Below are 19,199 nucleotides of genomic sequence, written 5' to 3' on the forward strand. Positions count from 1 at the left end.
TAATTAATAATTTAAGAAAATTACAAAAAAACACACTAACAATTATATTTGCTTCCAGTAGTTAATTAGCACCACGGCGCATGCAATACCGATTCTATGAAATACTTCAATTAATTGGTTCCTTAGGGTTGTTCCTTTTCGGAATGAAAGTAATGAGCGATGCATTACTTAATCTGGCAGGCAACAAGATGCGATCTTTTCTTGCAAGGATGACTTCTAATAGGGTTTTTGGTATAGCAACCGGTTTTTTAATCACCTCTGTTATTCAATCATCTTCAGCAACCACCTTAATGGTAGTAAGTTTCGCAAATGCCTCTTTACTCACCTTAACAGAATCGATTAGTGTAATAATGGGAGCAAATATTGGCACGACCATAACCGCTTGGTTGATTACCATTTTAGGTTTTAAAGTAAGTATGAGTGCTATCGCTTTACCATTAGTTGGTTTTGGTTTTGCATTCACCTTTATAAAAAAGGAAAAGGCAAAAGATTGGGGTGGATTCATCATTGGCTTTGCAATACTTTTCATAGGACTTCAGTTTTTGAAGGAAGCTATGCCCAACATTAATGAAAACCCTGAAATTTTAGCATTCTTATCTAAATACACAGATCTTGGTTTCTGGTCCATACTGCTATTTTTATTAATAGGTACAGTTTTGACGGTTGTCATACAATCTTCAAGTGCTACGATGGCTTTAACTTTGATTATGACCGCTCAAGGTTGGATTCCTTTTGAAATGGCTGCAGCTATGGTCCTGGGTGAAAATGTGGGTACCACCATAACCGCAAATCTCGCTGCCATTGTAGGTAATTTTAATGCGAAGCGAACGGCAAGAGCACATCTTATATTTAATTTACTAGGGGTGCTTTGGATGCTTATTTTATTTTATCCTTTTCTGCGATTTATTAGCTGGCTATCGACAGAATTGGGATCGGAATCACCCTATGTAAGCGCTGCTGCTGTTCCTGTAGCAATTTCCCTGTTTCACACGGCATTTAACATAACAAATACCTTGTTATTGGTTTGGTTTGTCAAACCTATTGCGAAGATTGTACAGCGATTTGTTCCGGAAAAAATGATACCTGAAAGGGCCATAGATGAACCAAAGTTTCTTACAAAGGAATCAAAAAAGTACCCTGAAACCGCAATTGTAGCATTACTAGAAGAATCGAAGTATCTTTTTGAACATGCCATTTTTCAAATTGTTGCGAACGGACTAAATATTCAAAGAGATGATATTAAATCAGAACTGAGAATTCGAGAAGTCATTGAAAAATCCACTAAAGATCTTAAAACAGATGTCCGAGATTTATACTATCGAAAAGTAAAATCTATATACGGACAAATACTTACTTACATGAGCAATGTTCAAACAAAAGTGAACTTTAATAACGAACAAAGCGAGCGCCTCACTGAAATACAGGTTGCAAACCGTAAAATGGTACGTATCATCAGAGAAATCACAGAAATAAGCAGAAGTATTTCTACCTATTTAAATTCAGAAAATGAACACCTCGGTGATATGTACAATTCCTTCCGAAAGAAAGTGGCCAAAACCCTTCGGATTATTTATCTTTTTAGGACTGAGAAAGACAGGTTTTCTTATCATGAAAAACTTATAAAACTTAGTGTTAGGGCTCAGGAAGAAGCGTTAACGGGAAATAGAAAAATCGATAAACTTATACGCGACAATTTAATATCAGTAGATATGGCATCGTCGCTAGTAAACGATAACGACCATATTAACAACATTATTAAAGAACTAATCAATGTGGCTCATCTATTATATGAAGGTTACGATCCATTGACCGAAAATAATGGGATTAATACTGGCACTAAATAAAAACCAAAGCTATTCCGTCACTTCAGAATCTGAAGTGTCTTTTTCAGGCATCGATATTGTTGCTGCGGTTACTGAACCATCATAAGCGTTATCATATTGCTCTAATAAATTCATGGTCGCTACAATTAGATCTTTGGTTTCTTGTAATAACCCAAAATAGAGTGTCGTGTTTTTCGGACTTGATTCTTCTGTACGGGTACGTTGAATTTGCTTATTTATCTTATCAGATACCTGATCAAAAAGCTGCTGTTTTTGATCTAGTATAGCGCCAATATGTTCAAAGTTTTTGTTTTCAAAAGTTATTTGAATTTCATCAAACAATTCATTTAAATTACCTTCTATTTCTTTCAACTCTTTTATTTGATTAAAACGAAGGTTTTTATGATTGTTATTAACGTGTTTATAGCTCGCTTTACTAATATATTCAAGCGACTGGGTCATATCTTGTAAATAACCTAAAGTGGTGATGTAAAATTGACTCGCACCATCACTAGACTCATCAAGATTTTTAATAAAATAGAAAATGTTATCTCTAAGCTCATCAACCTCGACATTGAGCTTGCTAATTCCTTTTTTATTCTTTTTTAGTCGTGAAAGATCTTGCCTTGCCAAACTATCTAAAGAAGTACTATAAATTTTGTTACCACGTTTTACAACGGATGAAATATTAGCAGCACTTTCTTGAATAACACCTTGTATCGAGCTACTTTCTGCTTTCTGAAGACTAGTCTCTGTCTTTATTTCTTTACTTTTTTTCCGATGACTAAGAAAATTACGCGTCAAGAAAAAAGCTGCTAGTAATAGCAACCCAATTATTCCGGGTAGTTTTAAAAAGTAAATTGCAGCTGCCATAACACTTGCTGCCACAAATGCACTGATAGCCGTAAAAAACCATCCCCCGATAACGTTAAGCACTCCGGCTACCCGATATACTGCACTTTCAGTTCCCCAAGCACGATCCGCCAATGAGGTACCCATGGTAACCATAAAAGTTACATAAGTAGTAGATAGCGGTAATTTCATAGAAGTAGCAATAGAAATAAGTACACTGGCGACCATTAAGTTAACGGATGCCCGTACCATATCAAATGCGGGGGCTTCTTCTTTTCTTGATCTACTTGCAGGAATTTGTGAAAACTGTTTATCAGAAAACTTTTTAAATCCTTCTGGGGTGATTTTATCGATTGTGTAGTTTGCATTTATAAAAAAGCGTACAAATATTCTTGACAGGTAATTCGGTTCAAAACGCTCGCTTCCTTCATCTTGACGCGCAAGGTCGACTGATGTTTTCACAACCGCTTTTGCTTTACTTGAAAACCAAAGGGTTAGTACCATTATTAGTCCAGCTCCTAATAATAATATAGGTTTTGTAGGTACAGCACCAGCAAGACCTTCCATACTATATGTTGTTGGGTCAGGTGATCCAGCTAATGTCCAACCTTCATAAGAATTAAAAGCTGCAATGGGCACACCAATAAAATTAACCAAGTCATTACCTGCAAATGCCATGGCTAATGCGAACGTACCTAGAATAATAATAATCCTATATATATTGATCTTAAAAAACTGAATAAGCGCAAGTGAAACTATGGTCCAAAAAGCAAAATTGATCCCCACGGTACCCCAAACATTGCCGTTTACAAACGCTTTTACAGAATCACTCATAAAAGCAGCATTCTTGAAACCTTTGATTAGTAAGAAATATACGATAGACGTAACCGCAATTCCACTAAAAACAGCTCCGTAAATAGGTGACAGTTTTTCAAATTTAAATGACAATACCAATCGCGATAAAAATTGTGCCAAAGCACCTATACTAAACGCTATAAAGACGGATAGTAAGATGCCTACTATGATCTCCAAAGCTTTATCGGAATTGATATAATTGCCAAGTGACAAAAAAGTTTCAGTCTCGCTTGAGGCTATTTTGATGACGGCTACGCAAACTGCCGCACCTAATAATTCAAAAACAATAGAAACGGTTGTCGAAGTAGGGAGTCCCATAGTGTTAAAAAAGTCCAGTAACAGAATGTCTGTTAACATCACGGCGAGGAATATCACCATGATCTCGCTAAACATAAATTGTCCGGGAACGAAAATTCCCTTTCTAGCAACTTCCATCATTCCACTAGAAGACAAGGCACCAAAAGCAACGCCAATACTGGCAACGATCATGATTGTTTTGAAGGAAACGGCTCTAGAGCCAATAGCCGAATTTAAGAAGTTAACTGCGTCGTTACTAACACCCACAACTAGGTCAATAATAGCTAAGGTTACTAGGGCAACCAGCATGAAAATATAGATATTCTCCATGTCAAAAATTCTGAGGATAAATGTCTTATATAAATTTCATCAGTATGTTACCGTAATGTTATGTTATAGCAGATAATCTAGGTTCTTAGTTTACATGATAAAATACAACCAAATCAACAAAATTAGTTGCTGGCAAAGATCAAGATTACAGTATAATTAAAATAGCGCTCCATAATGCAAAAATTAAACCATTCATTCATAATAAATAATTGGTTATCAGTTAATTATATTTTTAATGTAAATTTAATGTTACCAAATTGTTTCCTAATCAAGAAATTAATGTTATGTTTGTAATGTAAAGATTAATTAAAACCTACAAAAGATGAAAAAGATAATCGCAATAATAGCACTAGTAAGTGTGACTTTTTCTTTTGCCCAAGAGAAAAAGACATTAACATTAAATAAAGAGACCAATTTAATAGAAGCTAAGTTATACCATGATAACGGTGTAATGAGTCAAGAAGGTACCTATAATTTAGCTGGTAAATTAGAAGGTGCTTGGACTAGCTATAATGAATTTGGTAAAAAAACAGCGGTAGGAGAATATACTAATGGCGTTAAAACTGGGAAATGGTTTTTCTGGTCAGACAATACTTTAAAAGAAGTTGACTACACAGACAATAGAATCGTAAATGTTAGCCTTTGGACCAATAAGAAGCAAGTAGTTGCTGTTCGAGACTAACTAATCTGATAATTTAATTACGTAAAAAGCCCTAATACTTAGCATTAGGGCTTTTTTTAATCAGAAAAGCGCCCATTAACATGAACGCTTTTCCTAGGTAAGTATTTGTATAATTAATACAAAAAACTATTGCCTTTTATAAACTAACTCTAATTCAAATATTTTCTAGTTTCCTGTTGCCCAAGCAAAGGTAGCCACATCAACAGCAGTGCCATTAAATACATCATCATCAACCGTTGTTAGTGCAGTACCATCAACAATTATATTAGCTACTGGGCCATCATCTTTCATATCGACATTAGTAACGTAATTAGTCAAAAGTACATTAGTCATTGTTGCACCAGAGTTCTTTTTAAACTGTAATGCAATACCTTCATTAACATCAGTTACTGCTGTAAAGTTTGTAATTGTTGGGTTTCCATTAGCCCCATCTGCCTCAATAGCTGTTGAGAAACCAGAAATTGTATGAGACACATAGGTATTTGTCAACGTACCATTCCAACCTTCAGTCCAGTCAACAGAATCATCTTCGTTATTTTCAGAATAGAAATTCGTAACAGATACTGTCCCGCCAAAAAACTCAACACCATCATCTTTACCATCAATAGCAGCCACCCACTCAATTGAAGTTCCTGAGCCAACCGCATATAAGGTCAATCCGTTATACTGTGACTCCGCATTAATTTGAGCACCCGCATATCGAATAATTAAATATCTGATTGATCCTGAATTGTCAGTATCATTAGTACCGCCATAAACAATTTGGCCTACCTCAGCAATTGCGTCAGTACCTTCTGTAGTGGTAGCATCACCGGCAATAACAAGTCCGCCCCAAGTACCAGGAGTTTCAGTCGCCGATGTCATTTCTACTGGATTAGCAGCAGTACCTTGTACATCGATAGTTGCTCCTTTTTGTATTACGATATAGGTGCTTGTCTCATCACCTGCTTCTACATCAGCAGTAATTTTAGTCCCTGCAGGAATTGTTAAAGTAGTCCCCGCTTCCATACTTAATGTTCCCTTTAGGAAATACGAAATAGAAGCATCCAATGTCAAATCAGAAGTTTGGCTACCTCCAATAACTTGCGTCGAAACTTGGTTATTACTATTTACCCAATCAAACAATGATGCATCGACTGTTGCCGGAGCTACATAACTCAAAGCTGGGTTAGAGGTTTCACCGTCAATAGTAACGTTAGTTAGCGCACCATTATCTTTATAATCGATAGATGTTGTGTAGCCTTGTAATGATAATCCGGTAATAGTTGCACCAGATTCTTTTTTAAACTGTAATGCTAAACCTCCTACTGAAGACACTGCTGTTAGGTTTACTAATGACGGATTTCCGTTATTCCCATCAGCCTCAACAGCGGTAGAAAAACCATCTTCCGTATGAACAATGTAGGCGTTGGTTAGTGTCCCGTTCCATCCTTCTGTCCAGTCGACTGAATCGTCTTGGTTATTTTCTGAATAGAAGTTGGTCATTGAAACCGTTCCACCAAAAAATTCAACACCGTCGTCTTCACCATTAATTGTAGCAACATTGGTTATTGTTGTACCTGAACCTACCGCATAAAGTGTTAAGCCATTATACTGTGCTTCTGCATTAATTTGTGCTCCTGCATTCTTAATAATCAGATAATTAATTGAACCTGAATTATCAGAATTATTCGTGCCGCCATATCTAATTTGTCCAATTTCTGCGATTGCATCTGTACCTTCGGTAGTGGTAGCATCACCAGCAATGACCAATCCACCCCAATCACCAGGATTATCATTTGCAGATGTCATTGTAACAGGATTTGACGAGGTACCTTGAATATTAATTTGAGCTCCTTTTTGAACAACAATATAGGTGTTGGTCTCACTTCCACTTTGAACAGATGCTGTAATTGTAGTTCCTGCAGGAATTGTTAATGTCGCACCTGCTTCTACACTAAATGTATTGGTAAGTGTGTATGCAACTGATGCATCTAGCGTTCTATCTTCAGTCATTGATCCTGTAAGATTAGTATCTTCACTTATACAAGGCTGGCAAGTCCCACCGCAATCTACACCTGTTTCAGTACCATTTTGGATACCGTCAGAACAGCTAGCCTGAACTGGAGGAAGATCATCGTCGTTACCACAACTGGTTACTACCAAAGCACCCAATAATAGCATACTTGCAACTTGTGTAAATTTCATCATTGTTTTCATAGTTAAAAATTGTTGTTAAAAGATATGTTGGTTAAAATTTATAGCTTAAGCCAAGGCTCAATCCTACACCATTGGTGTAAGAAAGTACCGTTTCATCTCTTGTTATTCTTGGTGCAGTATCAGGATTAGCTAATACTTCACCAGAATTTTGTAAAATACTTTGAACTTGTTTTACAGTAGGATTCAATAAATTCTTACCCGTAAATGTCAGTTTAAAATGCTCGCCAAATTCCTTACTGACCACGGCATCGAGTACTACAAAACCTTTTTCGACAATAGCATCATCATAAAAAGCAACTCTATTCGCCTGGTCTGTCGGCACACCTAAAGCAAAAATTTTGTCCGATGCAAAATTGGCCGAAATAGATGCCGCCAACGGATTTTCACCAGCCGTATTAAAGTTCAAACTTCCATTAAATATCCAATCTGATGCGCCTTGTAAATCAGTATCCGTATTATCACCATATTTAAAGGTTCTAATAAGATTTCCGCTTTCATCACGAATATCTCTTAGATCTTGCGTATGCCACATTCTTGTTGCATTGAAGATCATATTTAATGCATACCCTTTAGCGTTATCCTCTTCATCAGTATCCGGCTTTATTAAATCAAGTTTTGTTTCAGCCTCTAGTCCAAAAATCTCCGCTTTTTCTGCAGAATTGAAAAATGAAAACACTCCTGCTGATCCTCGATCTCTTACGCGGTTAATTGGGTCATCGATATCTTTGTAAAAAGCAGCTAGCGATATTAGTTGCCCTGCCGATGGGAAATATTCCCATTTTATATCGTAGTTCAAATCTGTCGAAGCAGCAACATCAACATTACCACGGGTAATTTGCCCAGTTGGAGATACATATTCAAAAGGAGCAATCTCTTTAAATTCAGGAAGTGTAATCGTCCTACTAGCTGCAAAACGGAATGCATGCTTTTCATTTAGTGAATATTTGGCACTAAAAGTTGGATATACATTATTGTAATTTTGAATACTCTCTCCCGTTCTTGGAAAAAGGTTACCAATGTCATACGTAACATTAATATTATCTTCTTGCCAGCGTAATCCACCGTTGAAATTCCATTTACCTAAGCCGACATTCACATTGGTAAAAATGGCCTTAGAATCAAGTGATCCGTCATAAATATCTCTTCTTCGGCCACGACCATTAATACCTAATAAGTTAATTTCCAGTAATTCATCTTGAAAGTTTGGCAGTTGAAAAATGGAACCAAGATCATCAATTGATGTTGGATTAATCGCATTGGTAGCGGTTTCTTCGACCCCAACAAACTCAGAACTAAATTCACGTTCCTTATTTCGGTAAGCACCACCAACCTCAACCTTAAACGATCTATTTTCTTCATCTAGAATATTGAAGATATCTTTAATTCGAGCATTGTAGTCAAAATCTTCAATCTTTTGACTCGATTTTCGCTGTTGGAAACCTCCATTACGGCCCAATTGAATTAAGGTCCCATCAGGATCAAAGTTGATCTCATTTCTAATACGATTCGGCTCATCTGCTTCTAAGAAATTAAAACTTCCTGCCCATTCCAATGTATTCTTTTCACCAAAACGATGTGTTCCTAATAGTTGATTTACAACCACGTTGGTTTGCTTTGTATTTTGATCTCGGATAAATTGAAATAACCCTTCTGCCGGATTGGTTTCTTCAAAGATGGTTGCTTCGCCATTTCGACCACCTTCAAAAACTTCATCATTTAATTTATTGATGAAGAAAAAAGTGTATTTCAACTTATTTTTATCGTTAATGAAATAAGTCGCATCTCCTAACAATGTATTCGTAATCTTTTTACTGTAGGTTGTTGCATCAGTAATGGTATCATCAATAAAGTTCGATCTAAACTGACGGAACAATCCCCTTCTGTATTCGTATGATTGGGAGTGAGAAGCAGTTAACAATAAAGAAAGTTTCTCTTTCAATCGGTATCCACCGGTAACAGAGGCCGAATAGTTAATAGGATTGTCTTGCTTTACCGTGTTCCAACTTTGCTGCGTAATTTGCTGCAACAACTGACGCGGTTGTTTGTAAAAACCGAAGCTTGCATCATTCAAATTAGGTGACACCCGAAAATTATCAAATACACCACTTTGCGCAACATTCGTATTTACTCCAGAACTTACACTTGCTGAAAATTCAGAATCTCCAGCCAGAGTTCGCGAAACAATGTTAACATTACCAGAAGACTGATCGGCCGAAGATGCTACCGCATAGGTTTTACTAATACCAACATTTTGAATCACTCTAGTTGGAAATAATGACAAATCAATATTCTTTCTATCGACGTCGTCTGACGGTACGGGCAATCCATTTAAAGTAGTCGCTAAATAACGATCGCCAAGCCCTCGAACAAAAACGTCACCAGATCCCTCACTTGAGGTAACTCCAGAAATTTTAGTTGTGGCTGATGCAGCATCAGAAACACCTACCTTTGCAAGTTCTTTGGCTCCAATACTTTCTACAATTTGAACCGCTTTTTTTTGTTCTAATAACAAGGCTACCTGAGAGTCTTTTCTAGCTACAGGAGCAGACAATACGACCTCGTCAAGGCTAACCGCACTAGATCCGATTCCTGAATTAACCTCAGTTACTTTATTAACCTCTACCACTACATTGGGTATTTCTAACGTTTCATACCCCACAAAGCTTATTACTACTGTATAGGTGCCAGGCTCAAGTCCCTCTATATTAAAAAGACCATCAAAATCGGTTTGGGCTCCTTTGGTAGTTCCTTTTACTACAACAGTTGCAAACGGTAAAGGATCGTTGTTCATATCCTTGTCTGTGATTTTACCGGCAATACTACCGGTTTGTGCAAATGCAAATGATGCCATAAACAACATCAAAGCGAATAATTTAATTTTCATATTAAGTATTACAAATAATTACCGCTGCAAAGAAACCGTCATACTGTAAAGCAGTGGTTAACCAAAAATGAAGTATCAGTAATAAAACAGTTATCTAAATGTTACTAAAAAGACCTTCCTTTTTTATTTTGGAAACATTTTCATAACACAACAAATAGTATCTTGTGCCAATCAATATGTTACTATGAATTGGGAAGCGCTCCTGTCACTTAAACGCTTTGGCGACACTCACAAAAGACTTAGAATTGAACAAGATGAAACCCGACTTGGTTTTGAAGTAGATTATGATCGTATCATATTTTCATCAGCTTTTAGAAGTTTACAAGATAAAACCCAGGTAATTCCATTATCGAAAACCGACTTCGTTCATACCAGATTAACTCATAGTTTGGAGGTATCTGTGGTCGGAAGATCATTAGGTAGAATTGTCGGTAAACAATTATTAGAGCGCCATCCGCAATTAAAGAAAACACATGGATATCAATTTAACGACTTCGGTGCTATTGTAGCTGCCGCGGCTTTATCTCATGATATCGGAAATCCTCCTTTCGGGCATAGCGGTGAAAAAGCGATTGGAGAATATTTTAAATCAGGTAACGGACTTCAATTTAAAAATCAATTATCAGCCAAGGAATACCAAGATCTGATCGATTTTGAAGGTAATGCCAACGGCTTTAAAATTCTTACAGAATCAAGACAAGGTATTGAAGGTGGATTGCGATTAAGCTACGCCACTTTAGGCACATTTACAAAGTACCCAAAAGAATCACTTCCCAAGAAACCAACAAGGCATATTGTAGATAAGAAATTTGGTTTTTTTCAATCAGAAAAAGAGGTATTTATTGATGTAGCGAATGAGCTGGGATTAAACCAAACAAGAACGGGAAAAGACATTAGTTTTAGTCGACACCCCCTTACTTTTTTAGTTGAAGCTGCAGACGATATTTGTTATACCATTATCGATTTTGAAGATGGTATCAATCTTGGCTTGGTTGATGAAAGTTACGCCTTAGAATATCTTATTAATTTGGTAAGAGACACCATTAATACCAAAAAATACAACGCTTTAAAATTTAAGGAAGATCGGTTAAGCTATTTGCGTGCATTGTCGATTAGTACTTTAATAAATGAGGCTGTTTCTGTATTTCTTGATAATGAAAATGCCATTTTAAATGGTGATTTTGACGTTGCGCTCATTGATAAATGCCGATTTGAACCGCAGATTAATGATATCATTAAATTGAGTGTTGAAAATATATACCAATCTAATGAGGTTATTGAAAAAGAAGTTGCCGGTTATAAAATGTTAAACAGTTTGTTGGATGTTTTTGTCCATGCCGTTGTAAACAATAGCAATGGAAAGGCCAATAACTATGATAAACTGATACTCAAACTGCTCCCAGCTTCTTTACATGTAGAAAGCAATTCGCTATATAAAAACCTTCTAGACGTCTGTTGTTATGTGGCCAGTTTGACCGATGGTCGTGCGCTGCAATTGTATAAACAAATTAATGGAGAGGTGGGGTGAAAAATAATTTTATTAACGCTCTTTCCAGCCCATGCAACTCCTGGCTCCTCGCTAAAAATGTCCACCGGACATTTTATTAACGCTCGGCCCTCCCTCTTGGGCGAGCCCAAAAGGGCAAAAGTAAAAGAGCCGCACTTTCGTGCAGCTCTTTTACTTTTTGCTCCCCCTCTTGGGCTCGAACCAAGGACCCTCTGATTAACAGTCAGATGCTCTAACCAACTGAGCTAAGGAGGAATATTAATACTTCTCTCTTAGTTTTTCAATGATTTCAGGGTACTTCACTAAATCTTCAATATATTTTCTACTCTTCATTCTCTTGATATGGCCCTCTATCTTTCTCGCCTGAATTCTATCATGACAAGTAATTGAAAGGATTAGTTTCCAATCATTTGACAAAGAGGTATAAGAATTATTGTAATACCCTTCATTGTGTTCATTAAGTCTTTTATCCAAATCTATAGTTTCGCCAACATAATATCGGTTTAACCCATCAGAATAAATGATATAAACAACATATTTCATTAAAAATTTAAAAGAACTTTACCTCTGATGCTCTAACCTCCCGATAACTATCGGGATGAGCTAAGGAGGAATTTCAATAATTTAAAATACTTAAACAACCCTTATATTTTGCCTAAGCGGATGCAAATATAACAGTTTTTTTAAAGCCCCAAAACAAAAGAAATCTTTTTTAACCTTGATTCTGCTTTAGAACTTCTTTATGAGGGGTAAAAATGCAATAAAACCTTATGTTTTGTAGGTTTTAGCATAGCATCGCTATGGTTAAACCTAAAAATGTAATGTTAGGTTTTGAAGCAGGTTCATTCCCGCAATAGATTTTTTAGAGTATAATCAAGATCTAAAGGAATCTTTTAATGATGTTCCAGATATCATTTCCGAAAATAACCCCCATAAGTGCTACCAAGAAAATAAAACCGGCTATTTGACCATATTCCAAAACCTTCTCACTTGGCTTACGGCCTGTAATCATTTCATATAATAAGAACATAACATGACCCCCATCCAAAGCTGGTATCGGTAAAATATTAACAAAGGCCAGCCAAACAGAAAACATTGCAGTAAAACTCCAGAAAAAGCCCCAATCCCATGTTTTAGGGAGCACTTCAATAATACCTATGGGTCCTTTCACTTGTGTATATGCTTTTGTTTTGGGTTTAAAAATCACCTTAAACTGTCGCACTTGCTTGCTTAACTCTCTAAATGTCTTTTTAAACCCTTCCGGAATACCAGCACCAAATGAATACTCATCGGTAGTAAATAAGTCGGCTGTTGTGCCAACACCAATAGGTTGGTCTTTATCCACAAAAACCGATTTTTCAATTTGTGTTCCGTTACGGTCAATAACTAGGTTTAAATTAGCATTTTCAACTTCGCCTATCGCATTTACAAACTCATTCCAATAAGCAACAGGTTTACCATTAGCAGAAAGTATTCTATCTCCTTTTTCTAATCCGGCTTTACCAGCATTCAAGGTGTCGACTACTCGAGTGACTAAGGCTTGGGTGCGCGGAGCAAAAAATGGATTTTTTAATCCTGTAAACACCTCACCCAATGCTTCATCGGTGATGGGAATAAATAATTTTTTATTGTCACGTACTACTTCAACGGTATCAGCAAGAATAACTTCGAGCATGATTTCATCAAAACGCTTTATCTTTTCTCCATCAACCGCAACAATTTGATCACCATCCTTAAAGCCAAGTTTTTGACCTTGTTCAGTTACTGTCAATCCATATTTTAAATTCTCAACAGGTATATACGTATCACCTTGAGAAATCAACAGCGTGGCATAAATAAACCAGGCAAGTAACACATTTACCACAACACCACCCACCATGATAATTAAACGCTGCCATGCAGGTTTCGAACGAAATTCATAAGGCTTAGGAGGCAATTTCATTTGCTCTTTATCCATACTCTCATCGATCATCCCTGCTATTTTTACATACCCCCCTAAAGGAAGCCAGCCAATGCCATATACCGTTTCGCCAATCTTCTTTTTAAAAAGGGAATACTTTACGTCAAAAAATAGGTAGAACTTCTCAACCTTTGTTTTAAATAACTTCGCAGGAATGAAGTGTCCTAATTCATGCAAAACTACTAGTAAGGAGATGATTGCTATAAACTGTGCAATCTGTACAACAATTTCCATATGGGAGATCTGTGTCAGTAAATTTAGTGCGTAAAAGTACGTTTTTAGCGCTATGTAAAAAAAGATAGTTTGGCTATGCCCTAGTTTTTATGATTTTTTTAATGAGAACAGCGAAAGAATATGATTTTCAGGTCGTAATTTTGTCGTCTAATCGGGTGATATGATCTCATTTTTTAGTAGATATAAGATATTCGGAATTGTCTTTTTCTTACTTTCTGTAGTTATAATTTCCTTATTTTATATTGCTTTGAAACCAAAAAAAGTGCTTCCTACTTATCAACCTACAATGGTTGACCCTAGCCTGGTTGATAGCACCATACAACAGCAAAAAAAGTATCATACAATAGCCAACTTCAAGCTAATTAATCAAAATGGTGACACCATTACACAAAAGGATTATGAAAACAAGATCTACGTAGCAGATTTCTTTTTTACCACCTGTAGAAGTATATGCCCGATAATGACCAAGAATATGGGCGATATCCAAAAAGAGATCATTGATGACCCTGAGGTAAAGTTACTATCACACACGGTAACTCCTGAAATAGATAGTGTTGCTCAACTAAAAAAATATGCAATTGAAAAAGGAGTAATCGATACCAAATGGAATCTGGTTACGGGCGATAAAAAACAAATATACGCGCTAGCGCGAAAGTCATACATGGCAGTACAGGAAGATGGAGATGGTGGCAAGTACGATATGATACATACCGAAAACTTTTTACTTATTGATAAAGAAAAAAGAGTACGAGGCTACTATGACGGAACAAAAGAGGAAGAAATTGAAAAATTACTTGAGGACATTAAAATACTTAAAGACAGCTATAAAGACTAAACAAATGCTGGCATAGACAATACCAATATAACTTTACTTTACCCTTTCTTGTTTTTCCCTTACTTTTGTCTTAATTAAAATCAATCTAAATAAAAATTGAAAAGAACCATTGCTAATTTAAAGTTAGGAGAACGTGCAATCATAAAAGATATCGATTCTGATCTGGTTCCTTTAAAACTATTAGAAATGGGCTGTCTTCCCGGCAATGAAGTTGAACTTTTATTAGTAGCCCCCTTTAATGATCCTTTGTACTTAAACATTAATGGATGCCATCTCGCCATACGAAAGGAAACTGCCAATTTTATTGAAATTGAAGAAATAGCATAACCCATATGAGCAAACAACTAAATGTAGCACTCATTGGGAATCCCAATACCGGAAAAACATCAGTTTTTAATTCACTTACTGGACTCAACCAAAAAGTAGGCAATTATCCCGGTATTACTGTTGAGAAAAAAGAAGGTGTTTGCAAGCTCGAAAGGGGTATAAAAGCACATATTTTAGACCTGCCTGGCACTTACAGTCTAAACGCTTCGTCTTTGGATGAAAATGTAGTGATTGAGTTATTGCTAAACAAAAATGACAAAGACTTTCCCGATGTAGCCATTGTAGTTACTGATGTTGAAAACTTAAAAAGAAACCTACTTCTTTTCACCCAAATCAAAGATCTTAATATTCCGACCATTCTAGTCATTAATATGGCCGACAGAATGAAACGCAAGGGAATTAGTCTCAATATTAAACTACTGGAAGAGCAATTAAAAACAAAAATTGCACTAATAAGTACACGAAAAAGTCAAGGTATTGATGAGTTAAAAGAACTCATCATCTCCTATAAAAAATTAGATACCGCACCCTGCTTAAACACCTCAGAAATTGACTCGGAATATTTTGAGGGTCTTCAAAAGGCTTTCCCGAATCAACAATTGTATAAGCTATGGTTAGTGATTACCCAAGATGTCAATTTTAATAATATTGATAGAAAGACAATTGCCGATGCGACCGAATTTCAGACGAAATCGAAATCGCACTTAAAAAGGTTACAGCAAAAAGAAACAGTTAAGCGCTATCAGTTTATAAATAATGTGCTTAAACAGGGACAAAAAGTCGATCTTGAGTCGGCAACTGATATTCGTATAAGACTAGACCGTATTCTTACACACAAAGTTTGGGGGTATGTTATTTTCTTTGCTATTTTATTGACCATTTTTCAAGCGATTTTCAATTGGAGTACCGTCCCAATGGATTTTATTGATAATGCTTTTGCCTCATTAAGCGAATGGACCAAAAACTCAATGCCTCCCGGAGTATTTACCGATCTGATTGCTGAAGGTATTATCCCCGGATTAGGGGGAATTGTGATTTTTATCCCGCAGATCGCATTTTTATTTCTCTTTTTATCAGTTTTAGAAGAGTCCGGATATATGAGTAGAGTGGTATTCTTAATGGATCGCGGAATGCGACGTTTCGGGCTTAGCGGAAAAAGCGTTGTACCACTAATTTCTGGAACCGCATGTGCCATACCTGCCGTTATGGCTACAAGAAATATTGAAAGTTGGAAAGAACGGCTAATCACCATTTTGGTAACGCCTTTTACCACATGTTCTGCACGATTACCTGTTTATGCTATCATCATTGCTCTTGTTATTCCTAACGATCAATACCTAGGATTGAGTGCTCAGGCACTAACTTTAATGTTACTTTATTTAATAGGTTTTGCTGCGGCAATTCTTGCTTCTTACATTCTTAGTAAAACCTTAAAAATTAGAAGTAGGTCTTATTTCGTTATTGAAATGCCCAGCTACAAAGTCCCAATGTTTAAAAATGTACTAATTAATGTACTAGAAAAAACAAAATCGTTTGTATTCGGGGCGGGTAAAATTATTTTAGCGCTTTCCATTGTTCTTTGGGTTTTGGCATCAGTCGGCGTGAATGATTCCTTTAAAAATGCAGATCAAATCGTGACCGAGTCCATTTCGGAAAACGGTTTTAGCGAAATACAAAAAATATCAATAGACAATAAAGTAATAAGATTTAAAAGGCAGCTGCAAGAAGATGCGGCGAGCAACGACCAGACATTAACCGATGAAGAAATAAAGAGTGCCGTCGAGGAGCAACTCCCTATTTTTGGTCAGGAAATTGTCAATGATGAAATTGCAGCGTACAAACTTGAAAACTCTGTTCTTGGTGCCTTAGGAAAAACAATTGAACCAGCGATTAAGCCCTTAGGTTACGACTGGAAAATTGGTATTGCATTGGTAAGTTCATTCGCTGCACGAGAAGTCTTTATTGGCTCACTCGCCACGATTTATAGCGTAGGTAGCGAAGGTGAAGATGAAGAAGGGAACACCATAACAACCAAAATGCGGTCAGAAGTGCATGCAGATTCGGGTAAAAAAGTATTTACCTTCGCCACGGGCATTTCATTACTATTGTTTTATGCATTTGCTATGCAATGTATGAGTACCCTAGCCATTGTAAAAAAAGAAACGAACAGCTGGAAATGGCCGGTTCTACAACTTGTATCAATGAGCTTTATCGCATATATCGTATCGTTAATTGCTTATCAATTTTTAACATAACAGTATGAAGAAATTGCTTCTAATAGTGCTATTCTTCGGGCTTCAATTTCTAAACGCTCAGTCTAATTTTGATGAAAAATTAGTTGGAGAACACATGATCTCTTTGCAATGGATTTCATGGGACTACTTTGGTAAAGCAATGGTCACCAAAACAGAAAACCCCAACGAATACACCATAAACGGAGCACAAAAAAGTAAAGAAAACGCTGATTATTTAAAAATTGATGGGACACTTAAAGTTACCAGCTTAAATGAATTGGTTTTTACCGGAATAATAGAAACTTCAGTAAGTTTTATTAATGACGGTGAAGCTTGTAAGCGCAATGGCATTTTCAAATTCAAAGCAAAAGGCAAACGCAAATATTGGCGCCTAAACAATATCAATAATCCTTGTGATCAAGTCGCAGATTATGTAGATATCTATTTTAAACAATAGTGCGCTATCTTTGTAATAATCGACCAATAATAAAAATAGCAAATATTGCATTTATGAAACTCGATCTTCAAACCATTTTAGTGCTAATCACCTTCATTGGTGCGATCGTTTTTCTAGTGAATAAATTCTTCCCAAGACGCATTGGTTCCCGAAAAAATGCTAAAAAAAATGGTTGTGGAGACGACTGTGGTTGCAATTAAGATTGGTATTCTAAACTAAACCCCTTATCTTTATTAACTTACGATAATTCATTTTGATGTTTTCTATTCAAAATTGAATTCTAATACCAACCACAACACTAACAGCTATGGGGATTAAAAGTTTTAGAGGCGCGCAAGCCGAGCAAAAAAAAGAATATGATGCTCCCATTTTAGTATCAGATTACATGACCAAGGTAGAAGATTTAATACTTTTTAAACCCGATCAATCGGTTTTGGAAGTAATGGAGGTGCTAATTAAAAAACGAATTTCTGGAGGACCCGTCGTTGATAATACTGGGAAGTTGGTCGGCATGATTTCTGAAGGTGATTGTATGAAACAGGTATCGGAAAGTCGTTACTTTAATATGCCCATGGGAGATCAAACGGTAGAAAAATATATGTACACCAATGTAGAAACTATTGAGTGGGATAAAAATATATTTGACACCGCAAAGCAGTTTTACGACTCAAAAAGACGGCGCTTCCCCATTATGCAAAATGGAAAGCTAGTTGGACAGATTAGCCGAAAAGACATTCTAAAAGGTGCTTTAAAGTTAAGCGGTCAAAGCTGGTAGCCTTTAGTTGTCAGTAATCAGTCTTCAGTCGACAGCATCTTAATCTGTATGAGTGCCAACTTCTTTTAGTTCGGTAAATATCTCTTGAGCATATTTGAATATTAATAAATGTCCTTCTTCAGGATATTTCCTTAGATTGGCATTACTAAAGCTATTCGCCATTAATTCTGCCCATCTAAAAGGTACATTAGTATCTTTTTCTCCTTGCCAAAATGTAATCGGCGCTTGAATTTCATCCAATTCAAACTCCCAATCTTGGACTAGTACATTGCAAATCTCATAGGCTATGCCTTTACTGCCGTTTCTAAAAGCCTCTTTAAACGTGCTTTCAATAACTTGTCTTACAGATTCATTTTTCGGGATTCTTTGATCAGGTTCGCTCATGATATTCAAAAAGCCTTGAAGCACTTTTTTGGGCTTATGAACTATTTTTTTAGCCTGAAGCTTAAGTAAGAATTTTACAAAAAAAGGAAGTGATTTAGCGAGGTTAAGTATCTGTAGAACTTTGTTTGATAGGTGTTTTTTACTTTCATTATTGAAAGGTGCAAATCCGCTAATTACGGAGGTTTTATAGACGCTTTCTGGAAATAAATATGCAATACCTAAAGCAAAAGGAGCACCTGCCGACATTCCTGCGACAGAGAACCTATTAATTTTCAGATGGTCTACTAATTGTTTAATATCGTTTCCAAATTCTAGAATAGAGCCATTAGGATTAAAATCTGAAATTCCATGACCGGGTCTATCGACTATAATTATTCGTAAATCGTTCTTCAAGGCGAATGACATGTCATAATGCATTTCCAATCTTGAACTTTGCGAACCATGACAATAAATAATAGGAAAACCACCTCGCTTACCATATTCAGCAAAACCCAGTTTTCTTTCGTCTTTTAAAATTAAAAACTGATCTCTCTTACTCATTTATGAACTAGGGCTTGCGTTAAT

The 19,199-nt window shown here is 36.3% G+C and carries 15 protein-coding genes and 1 tRNA gene; 9 read left to right on the forward strand and 7 right to left on the reverse strand.

Features of this window, described 5'->3' with window-relative positions; all coding sequences use genetic code 11:
* Positions 1–80 precede the first annotated feature (80 nt).
* Positions 81–1,844 carry a Na/Pi cotransporter family protein gene (locus ABN763_RS14015; RefSeq protein ID WP_410486111.1) on the forward strand — a complete coding sequence of 588 codons (1,764 nt, stop codon included), beginning with the start codon at positions 81–83 and terminating at the stop codon, positions 1,842–1,844.
* 9 nt (positions 1,845–1,853) lie between these two features.
* On the opposite strand, the gene ABN763_RS14020 is transcribed toward ABN763_RS14015, so the two are convergent.
* Entirely contained in the window at positions 1,854–4,157 is a 2,304-nt protein-coding gene (locus tag ABN763_RS14020; protein WP_410486112.1) for an anion permease, read from the reverse strand.
* A 322-nt stretch (positions 4,158–4,479) separates the two neighbouring features.
* Between ABN763_RS14020 and ABN763_RS14025 the strand changes: the two genes are divergently transcribed.
* Positions 4,480–4,839 carry a toxin-antitoxin system YwqK family antitoxin gene (locus ABN763_RS14025; protein WP_410486113.1) on the forward strand — a complete coding sequence of 120 codons (360 nt, stop codon included), beginning with the start codon at positions 4,480–4,482 and terminating at the stop codon, positions 4,837–4,839.
* Positions 4,840–5,004: 165 nt separating this feature from the next.
* Here ABN763_RS14025 and ABN763_RS14030 read toward each other — a convergent pair whose 3' ends face one another.
* Together ABN763_RS14030 and ABN763_RS14035 are read right to left on the reverse strand one after the other, a co-directional pair.
* Complete coding sequence (locus ABN763_RS14030) at positions 5,005–7,029, reverse strand: hypothetical protein (RefSeq protein WP_410486114.1); 2,025 nt, start codon at positions 7,027–7,029, stop codon at positions 5,005–5,007.
* Positions 7,030–7,069: 40 nt separating this feature from the next.
* Positions 7,070–9,922: a TonB-dependent receptor gene (locus ABN763_RS14035; RefSeq protein WP_410486115.1), complete on the reverse strand. Its 2,853-nt coding sequence runs from the start codon at positions 9,920–9,922 to the stop codon at positions 7,070–7,072.
* Positions 9,923–10,106: 184 nt separating this feature from the next.
* Between ABN763_RS14035 and ABN763_RS14040 the strand changes: the two genes are divergently transcribed.
* Positions 10,107–11,450, forward strand: a complete 1,344-nt coding sequence (locus ABN763_RS14040; protein WP_410486116.1) for a deoxyguanosinetriphosphate triphosphohydrolase — start codon at positions 10,107–10,109, stop codon at positions 11,448–11,450.
* 160 nt (positions 11,451–11,610) lie between these two features.
* Here the strand turns inward: ABN763_RS14040 and ABN763_RS14045 are convergent.
* From ABN763_RS14045 to rseP, 3 genes are all read right to left on the reverse strand, one after another.
* A tRNA-Asn gene (locus tag ABN763_RS14045) sits at positions 11,611–11,684 on the reverse strand.
* Positions 11,685–11,687: 3 nt separating this feature from the next.
* Entirely contained in the window at positions 11,688–11,972 is a 285-nt protein-coding gene (locus tag ABN763_RS14050; RefSeq protein ID WP_410486117.1) for a GIY-YIG nuclease family protein, read from the reverse strand.
* A gap of 337 nt (positions 11,973–12,309) precedes the next feature.
* Complete coding sequence (rseP, locus tag ABN763_RS14055) at positions 12,310–13,623, reverse strand: RIP metalloprotease RseP (RefSeq protein ID WP_410486118.1); 1,314 nt, start codon at positions 13,621–13,623, stop codon at positions 12,310–12,312.
* 160 nt (positions 13,624–13,783) lie between these two features.
* On the opposite strand from rseP, the gene ABN763_RS14060 reads away from it, so the two are divergent.
* From ABN763_RS14060 to ABN763_RS14085, 6 genes are all read left to right on the forward strand, one after another.
* Complete coding sequence (locus tag ABN763_RS14060) at positions 13,784–14,458, forward strand: SCO family protein (protein WP_410486119.1); 675 nt, start codon at positions 13,784–13,786, stop codon at positions 14,456–14,458.
* A gap of 96 nt (positions 14,459–14,554) precedes the next feature.
* Positions 14,555–14,785, forward strand: a complete 231-nt coding sequence (locus tag ABN763_RS14065; RefSeq protein ID WP_410486120.1) for a ferrous iron transport protein A — start codon at positions 14,555–14,557, stop codon at positions 14,783–14,785.
* Between the two features lie 5 nt (positions 14,786–14,790).
* Positions 14,791–17,040, forward strand: a complete 2,250-nt coding sequence (gene feoB, locus ABN763_RS14070; RefSeq protein WP_410486121.1) for a ferrous iron transport protein B — start codon at positions 14,791–14,793, stop codon at positions 17,038–17,040.
* A gap of 4 nt (positions 17,041–17,044) precedes the next feature.
* Complete coding sequence (locus tag ABN763_RS14075) at positions 17,045–17,476, forward strand: hypothetical protein (protein WP_410486122.1); 432 nt, start codon at positions 17,045–17,047, stop codon at positions 17,474–17,476.
* Between the two features lie 53 nt (positions 17,477–17,529).
* On the forward strand, positions 17,530–17,676 hold the full coding sequence (locus ABN763_RS14080) for a hypothetical protein (protein ID WP_410486123.1): 147 nt from the start codon (positions 17,530–17,532) through the stop codon (positions 17,674–17,676).
* A 107-nt stretch (positions 17,677–17,783) separates the two neighbouring features.
* Complete coding sequence (locus ABN763_RS14085) at positions 17,784–18,251, forward strand: CBS domain-containing protein (RefSeq protein ID WP_410486124.1); 468 nt, start codon at positions 17,784–17,786, stop codon at positions 18,249–18,251.
* Positions 18,252–18,290: 39 nt separating this feature from the next.
* Here ABN763_RS14085 and ABN763_RS14090 read toward each other — a convergent pair whose 3' ends face one another.
* Positions 18,291–19,175 (reverse strand): alpha/beta fold hydrolase, encoded by an 885-nt coding sequence (locus ABN763_RS14090; RefSeq protein WP_410486125.1) that lies wholly within the window; start codon positions 19,173–19,175, stop codon positions 18,291–18,293.
* Positions 19,176–19,199: the final 24 nt, after the last annotated feature.

The organism is Spongiivirga sp. MCCC 1A20706, assembly GCF_046524175.1.
Classification (GTDB): Bacteria; Bacteroidota; Bacteroidia; order Flavobacteriales; family Flavobacteriaceae; genus Spongiivirga.